At 70.9% G+C, this 6,847-nt stretch carries 6 protein-coding genes; 1 reads left to right on the top strand and 5 read right to left on the bottom strand.

The window, feature by feature from the left end:
• Window positions 1-403: 403 nt before the first annotated feature.
• Entirely contained in the window at window positions 404-784 is a 381-nt protein-coding gene (locus HNQ61_RS27025; RefSeq protein ID WP_170039052.1) for a hypothetical protein, read from the bottom strand.
• Window positions 781-2,001, bottom strand: a complete 1,221-nt coding sequence (locus tag HNQ61_RS27020; RefSeq protein WP_170039050.1) for a tetratricopeptide repeat protein — start codon at window positions 1,999-2,001, stop codon at window positions 781-783. The genes HNQ61_RS27025 and HNQ61_RS27020 overlap by 4 nt, the downstream gene beginning before the upstream one ends.
• Window positions 2,002-2,417: 416 nt before the next feature.
• Here HNQ61_RS27020 and HNQ61_RS27015 point away from each other — a divergent pair, with 416 nt between their 5' ends.
• Window positions 2,418-3,560 carry an ABC transporter substrate-binding protein gene (locus HNQ61_RS27015; RefSeq protein WP_170039048.1) on the top strand — a complete coding sequence of 381 codons (1,143 nt, stop codon included), beginning with the start codon at window positions 2,418-2,420 and terminating at the stop codon, window positions 3,558-3,560.
• Window positions 3,561-4,248: 688 nt separating this feature from the next.
• Here the strand turns inward: HNQ61_RS27015 and HNQ61_RS27010 are convergent.
• From HNQ61_RS27010 to HNQ61_RS27000, 3 genes are read right to left on the bottom strand one after another with little or no spacing between them, the layout of a single operon-like run.
• Window positions 4,249-4,386 carry a FeoB-associated Cys-rich membrane protein gene (locus HNQ61_RS27010; RefSeq protein WP_170039046.1) on the bottom strand — a complete coding sequence of 46 codons (138 nt, stop codon included), beginning with the start codon at window positions 4,384-4,386 and terminating at the stop codon, window positions 4,249-4,251.
• Window positions 4,387-4,445: 59 nt separating this feature from the next.
• Window positions 4,446-6,623: a ferrous iron transport protein B gene (feoB, locus tag HNQ61_RS27005; protein ID WP_170039044.1), complete on the bottom strand. Its 2,178-nt coding sequence runs from the start codon at window positions 6,621-6,623 to the stop codon at window positions 4,446-4,448.
• A 2-nt stretch (window positions 6,624-6,625) separates the two neighbouring features.
• Window positions 6,626-6,847, bottom strand: a complete 222-nt coding sequence (locus HNQ61_RS27000) for a FeoA domain-containing protein (RefSeq protein WP_170039032.1) — start codon at window positions 6,845-6,847, stop codon at window positions 6,626-6,628.

Raw genomic sequence — 6,847 nt, 5'->3', positions numbered from 1 at the left:
AGTCCATCAACCTTCTGAACCGCCGTATACGGACCCGTACGTACGGTGGTGGGGGAGGGGTGCCGGGGGTAACTCCGGCCCCCCTATCCCGATCCGGCCGGAGGGTTGCCGATCCCCGATCGTTCGTGCTGGCCGACGCGTCCCCCACCGTACCGCCCTGCGAACCGCACGCCTGCATGGCGGATGGCCCGGCCGCGGCAACCGGCGGCAGATCTCCTGGCGGAGATGGGCATCTCCTGCACGGGATCCATGCTGCCTCGTCCCCCCCCCGCCTCCACGGTTTCGCCCCGGCCGGGAGAGCACGGCGCCCGGAGCTTGGCGATCTACCGAGGAACGCGCAGCGGAACCGGAGCCGCTGATCTTCCCATCCGATCCCGTAAACGCGGAGTGTCTCCGGGCCTCGTCACATCGTTTCCGCTACCAGCCCCGCCGCGCGGCGGAACGCGGCCGCCGTCCACCGGGCGTCTCGCGTGCCTGCCCACGTGGCGATCCGCAGGCAGGCGTGGTACAGCCGCGCGCCATCCCCCGTCCCCGTATCGTCCGCCAGCGCGGCAAGGACGGAGAGCGGCGCCCGCAGCGGTTCCTCTACCGGCATGGCGAGGAGCGCGCGCCGCCGGACCGGGCCGGCACACGGGAGGAACAGAAAGGGGCGGAGCGGAGGGAGCGCTTCCGCCCACTTCTGCAGATCATCCAGTGCATCGCACAGCCGCGGTCCCGCGGCGTCTCCCGTTTCGGCGCAGATCATGGCCCGCTGCACCAGCCGCGGCGGGGCCACCGCCGTCACGCGGAGTACGGCTGCCGGGCCAGCGCGGCCAGCTCGGCCAGGTCCTCCTCCGCGCGGCGGTTGCCGGCGCGGGACATGGAGGCACCGGACTGCGCGCGCGTCGCCTGCTCCACGCGCATCCAGTCGCGGACGCGCGCGGCCGCCCGCGCCAGCTCCAGCAGCGTGCGCGTGGTGTCGCCGCCGCCCTCGGGGCGCTGCACCAGCGACCACGCACCGCTCCACGCCTCCTCGTACAGGCGGTGCTCGCCGGTGCCCGCCGCGGCGCGGGCCATCAGCGCCAGGGTGATCATCCGCTCCGCGGGCTCCGTGCGCCCCACCAGCAGCTTCTGCAGGATGGGGATCGCCCGGCCGAAGCTTTCGCGGCTGATCCACAGGTACGCGATGTCGTGGAGCAGGTCGGGAAGGCGCGGGTGCCCCCGGCCGTAGGCGCGCATGGCCGCCTTGGCGTACCGCTCGGCGTCGTCCAGCTGCCGCGCATCCATCGACAGCAGGAAAAGGCCGTGCAGTGCGCTGCCCCGGATGGCCAGAAGCCCGTGCCGTCGGCCCGCGCGCATGGCCTGGGTGAAGTAGCGCCGCGCCGTGCCCGGAACGTCGCGCCGCGCGTACAGCGTGCCCAGGTCCACGTACGCCTGCGCGTAGCTGGGCCAGTCCTTGCCCCGGCGCGCCAGCCCGATGGCGCGCCGCAGCCAGGTTTCGGCACGGGCCAGGCGCCCCCACCGCAGCGCCAGCCCGCCCACGATCCCCGCGGGCCCGGCGTCCTCGGGCGAGGCGAGCGCCCCGGCCTGCGCAAACGCCAGCGCGGTGCCGAACGCGCCCCGCTCCTGCGCCCAGCGCGACACCTCCAGGCACACCAGGCTCACGATGTCGGGCGCGGCCGAACCGGGGCTGCCGACCACGGCCGCCAGGGTGGTGAGGCTCACCTCGATGGAAGGATCCACCGACGAGGTGGCGAGCGAGCCCAGTCGCTTGTGCGCCGCCTGGGTGACGAACAGTCCGTCGCGGCGCTCCTCGGGCGTGGCGGCCCACAGGGTCACGTCGCGCAGCGAGTTCCACAGCAGCAGTCCCAGGTCGCCCCGGAACTCCTCCAGGATCTGCGACGCCTCCAGCGTTTCATCCGGCTCGCGCAGAATGGCGGGCGGAATGCACCAGCGCCGCGTCGCGTTACGGCGCCGACCACGCGCTCGGGACGGTGTGTTTCGTGCGGGTAGAGCAGGCATGTCCGGTGCTCCGGGGGGATGCGGCGCCGGTTCCTGGCGCCCAGCCCTATCGCGGGGAGCCGGCCGCCTGCTGCGCGGCCGGGCTCCGGATCGCGAGGATGAGTGCGTGCACGGGGCTTGGCCGCGACACTTGCGACCATTCCACGCACGCGGTAGTGTACTCCGTGGAACCCCACAACTAAGTGGACAGAGTAGACGGGCGGAAGATAGGCGCCTCGGTGGCGCTCGTCAATGCCCTTTGTTCACTCCAGTCACTTTTTCTGTCGCTTCGTACCAGAGCGGCCACCGTACGCGCAGGTCAGGCCTTGGTTTACAGGGTTTGACGGACGCGCGGGGGCGGTTTCTCGGAACCGGAGCACGCCGCCGCGGGCCGCACCTCCGGCTCCGGGCGGACTTCAGCCCCACGGATGATCCCCATGAGCTCCATCAAGATCACGCGCGCGGCCGGCGTGCTGGCGGCCGTTCTGCTGGCCGCGTGCGGCGGCGGCGAAAAGGAATACGTATACATCGGCATCGCCGGACCTGTGAGCGCGGCCAACGGCGAGTCCATGCGGCTGGCGGCGCAGATGGCGGTGGAGGAGATCAACGGCGACAACGGCATCGACGGGCGGCTGGTGCGGCTGGTGATGCTGGATGACAGCGCCAATCCGCAGAAGGCGCTGCAGGTGGCCGATTCGCTGCGGCGCGACGCGCGGGTGGTGGCGGTGGTGGGGCACCTGAACTCGGCGGCCAGCCTCAAGGCCGCCACGGTGTACAACGCGCCCGCCGGCGAGGAGGAGGGCGACCCGGTGGTGCAGATCTCGCCGGCCAGCAGCAGCCCGGACCTGACCAACGCCGGCGAGTGGACCTTCCGCATCACGCCCACGGACCTGGAGTTCTCTCCCGTGCTGGCCACGTGGGCGGCGCGGCGGCTGGGACGCCGGAGCGCCGCCGTGCTGTACGTGAACGACGAGTACGGCCAGGGCGTGCACGAAAGCTTTGCGCGCGCCTTTGCCGGGAGCGGCGGCCGCGTGGTGTCGGCGGACCCGTTCCTTCCGGGGACGCTCAAGAACGGAACGGAGCTGGATCCCTACCTGACGCGCGCCATGCAGCGGGGCGCGGACGCGCTGGTGATCGGCGGGCAGGCGGAGCAGGGGCTGCGCATCGTGCAGGCGGCGCGGCGGCTGGGCTACACGGGCCCCATTCTGGGCTCGGACGGGCTGACGGGGATCAAGTCGGGCGGGGCGGTGGCCGAGGGCGTGTTCGTGAGCTCCGCGTTCCTGCCGGACCGGCCTGACCCGGCGGCGCAGAACTTCGTGCGCAACTACCAGGCGCGGTACCGCAAGCTTCCGGACCACCGCGGGGCCATGACGTACGACATCGTGATGATGCTGCGTGACGCCATCCGGGCCAGCGGCACCGACCGCGCCGCCATCCGCAACTACATCGCCGGGATCGACCAGGCCCATCCGCGGGCGGGCGTCTCCGGCACGATCAAGTTCGACAAGAACGGGGATGTGCTGGGCAAGGACGTGGCGGTGGGCGTGGTGCGGAACGGCGAGTTGGTGACGGCGCGGTAGGGAATAGGGAATAGGGAATAGGTATAGGATTGCTGAGTCGGCGCGCAAATTCCTCATCGGACGACAAGAGCCCTCTCCCGGACGCCGGGGGAGGGCTCTTCTTTTCGCGGCCGCTTGTTCACGTCTCCGGAGCTCCGGCTGAGGTCAGCTGCGGCAGAGGCTCGCTTGTCGCCGGGCTGTGAGGCCCCTCCCCCGGCCCCTCCCCGTGCAAACTGCCGCACGGAGAGGGGAGAACTGCTGGATCGTGTGCTCCGGATGAATTGGCGCGGCCGCAGGTACCCCTCTCCCCCCGGCCCCCTCTCCCGCAGGCGGGAGAGGGGGAGACCTCAGCGAGGCGGCGCATCACGGCACCGATCGCGCGCGGTGTGAAGCGGTTGAAGCCCCGAACGGCGCCTGTGAGCGGCGTGTCGGGGCTTCCCGCTGTTCGAGCGGCAGATTCATTCGCGAAACACAACCCGCTCACTCGACGATGTCCGCCTTAACGGCCGAACTATCCGCCTCCCCAACCCTCCCCCAGTCTTTTTTGGGGGAGGGTGGGCCGGTGGTGCCGGCCCGGGTGGGGGCCGCCGTGGCCTCGCCCGTCGCGCATGGACCCTCCGCGCGTGCCGGTGAAACGACCGAAGCCTTCTCCCGGGGGGGAAGAAGGCTTCGTTTATCCGCCATGCGGAATCATCTCACGCGCGGCCGGTCACTTGCCGCAGCCGCAGTCGCTTCCGCAGCCGGGGCCGCCGGAGGGCCCGCGCGCGGGAAAGAGCGTGCGCCGCACCCGCGCACCCACGTAGAGCGCCGCGGCCAGCACAATCATCATCACGATCAGCGTCTGCATTTCGCTCCTCCGTTCCTATTCCCCATTCCCTATTCCCTATTCCCTATTCCCTGCAGTTCTTACCCCCACCCCATCAGCCGCCCGCCCTGATACACCAGCAGCGCCGACCCGTACGCCAGCGCCAGCATCCACGCGAACTGAAAGGCGGCCCACCGCGCGCCGGCCCATCCGCCGCCCGTCTCGCGGACGACGACGGCGGTGGTGCTCATGCACATCATCGCAAAGACGTAGAACACCATCAGCCCCACGGCCACCAGCGGAGTGTACACCACGGCGCCGCCCGCGTGCGTTTCCGCCCGCAGCTTCTCGCGCAGCGTGGTGGAGCCCTCGTCCGCGTCGCCGCCCACGCCGTAGATGGTGCCCATGGTGGAGACGAACACTTCGCGCGCGGCGAAGCTGCTCAGGATGCCCACGCCGATCTTCCAGTCGTAGCCCAGCGGGGCCACCAGCGGCTCCACGACGTGCCCCATCCGTCCCAGCGCGCTGTGCGCCAGCGCGGCTTCCTGCGCCTGCTCGTCCGACATCCCCGGCGCCGCGTCGGTCTTGGGGTACGTGGCCAGCGCCCAGAGGACGATGGAAAGCGCCAGGATCACCGTTCCCGCCTTGCGCAGGAACATGCTGGCGCGATGGCCGACGGAAAGCGCCAGGCTGCGCGGGCGCGGCAGGCGGTACGGTGGCAACTCCATGATCATGGGGCGCGTCTGCCCCTTGAGCAGCGTGCGCTTGAAGATGCTGGCCACCAGCAGCGCCGTCACCGTCCCCAGCAGATACATCCCCAGCAGCGTCAGCCCCTGCAGGTTGAAGACGCCTGCGACCGCCACCGAGGGGATGAAGGTGCCGATCAGCAGCGCGTAGATGGGAATGCGCGCCGAACAGCTCATCAGCGGCAGCACCATGATGGTGGCCAGCCGGTCCTTGCGGCTTTCGATGGTCCGCGTGGCCATGATCCCCGGCACCGCGCACGCGTAGCCGGAAAGGAGAGGGATGAAGCTGCGGCCGTGCAGCCCCACGCTCCTCATGAAGCGGTCCATGATGAACGCGGCCCGCGCCATGTACCCCGTGTCCTCCAGAATGCCGAGGAACAGGAAGAGGATGGTGATCTGCGGAAGAAAGACGAGCACGGAGCCCACGCCCGCGATCACCCCGTCCACGATCAGGCTGTTGAGGTCTCCCGGCGGCAGCGCGGCCGCCACGGCGCCGCCCAGCGCGCCGAACAGTCCCTCCACCCAGCCGATCATCGGTTCGGCCCAGGTGAAGATGGACTGAAATACCATCGCCATCACCAGCAGAAAGATCAGCGGGCCGGCCACGCGGTGCAGCATCACGGCGTCGATGCGGTCCGTGATGGTGCGCGCGCCGTCGCGGCTGCGGTGCACGGCGTTGTCCACCACGCCGGCGATCCACCCGTAGCGCGATTCCGCTTCCAGGCTGGTGGGATGCAGGCCGGCTTCCTCGATCCGCGCCCGCGCCTTGGCGACGGCCGCTTCCAGCCCCGCCACGTGCGACACGTGCCGCCCGGGCTGCTGCACGGCCAGCAGGCGAAGGGATTCCAGGCCGCTGGCGGATTCGCTGAAGCCGGCGGCGGTCAGCCGGGCTTCCAGCGGCGCCAGCGCGGCGGCGGCTTCCGGCGGGAGTTCGAACTGGCGCGCGGGGCGGGGGAGCGCAATGGCCTTGCGCACCGCGGAGCGCAGCACGTCCAGCCCCTGCCCGCGCGTGGCGACGATGGGTACGACGGGGGCGCCCAGCTCCAGCGTGAGCTCCACCGCATCGATGCGGATGCCCGCGGCCTCGGCGGCGTCCACCTGGTTGAGGGCGATCACCGTCGGCAGCCCCAGCTCCAGCACCTGCGAAGCCAGGAACAGGTTGCGCTCCAGGTTGGCCGCGTCCACCACGACGATGACCACGTCGGGAAGGCCGATGCCGTCCGCGTGGCCGGTGAGGACGGCGAGCGCGATCTCCTCGTCCGGCGAGCTGGCGGACAGGCTGTACGTGCCGGGAAGGTCCAGCAGGACGACGGGGCCGTCCGCGTCGCGGTAGCGGCCCTCGACGCGCTCCACGGTGACGCCCGAATAGTTGCCTACACGCTGGCGCATGCCCGTCAGGGCGTTGAACAGCGTGCTTTTACCGGTATTGGGATTGCCGATCAGCGCCACATGCAGCACACCCCCGCCGCGCGGTGCTTCCGCGGGCGAGGGTGCGGCGGGCGCGGAGATGATTCCGGCCGCGGCCTCTTCCATCGCTACTCCACTTCGATGTGCTCCGCCTCGGTGCGGCGGAGCGTCAGCATGAACCCGCGGACGCGTACTTCCAGCGGATCGCCAAGCGGTGCCCGGCGGATCACCTCGACGGTGGTACCGCGCATGAGCCCCATTTCCATCAGCCTGCGGGCGGCATCGGCGTCGCCGCCCACGCGGGTCACGCGGCCGCGGTCGCCCGCGGACAGTTCCGACAGCGTGCGCAC

Origin of the sequence: Longimicrobium terrae (assembly GCF_014202995.1) — a bacterium.
Taxonomy (GTDB): domain Bacteria; phylum Gemmatimonadota; class Gemmatimonadetes; order Longimicrobiales; family Longimicrobiaceae; genus Longimicrobium; species Longimicrobium terrae.
The sequence above is the reverse complement of the archived record's forward strand: the minus strand, read 5'-3'. Positions and strand labels throughout refer to the sequence as shown.

Coding starts and splice junctions, on each gene's coding strand:
- HNQ61_RS27010 (WP_170039046.1), bottom strand. CDS start 4,386: ATGCAGACGCTGATCGTGATGATGATTGTGCTGGCCGCGGCGCTCTAC.
- feoB (WP_170039044.1), bottom strand. CDS start 6,623: ATGGAAGAGGCCGCGGCCGGAATCATCTCCGCGCCCGCCGCACCCTCG.
- HNQ61_RS27020 (WP_170039050.1), bottom strand. CDS start 2,001: ATGCCTGCTCTACCCGCACGAAACACACCGTCCCGAGCGCGTGGTCGG.
- HNQ61_RS27015 (WP_170039048.1), top strand. CDS start 2,418: ATGAGCTCCATCAAGATCACGCGCGCGGCCGGCGTGCTGGCGGCCGTT.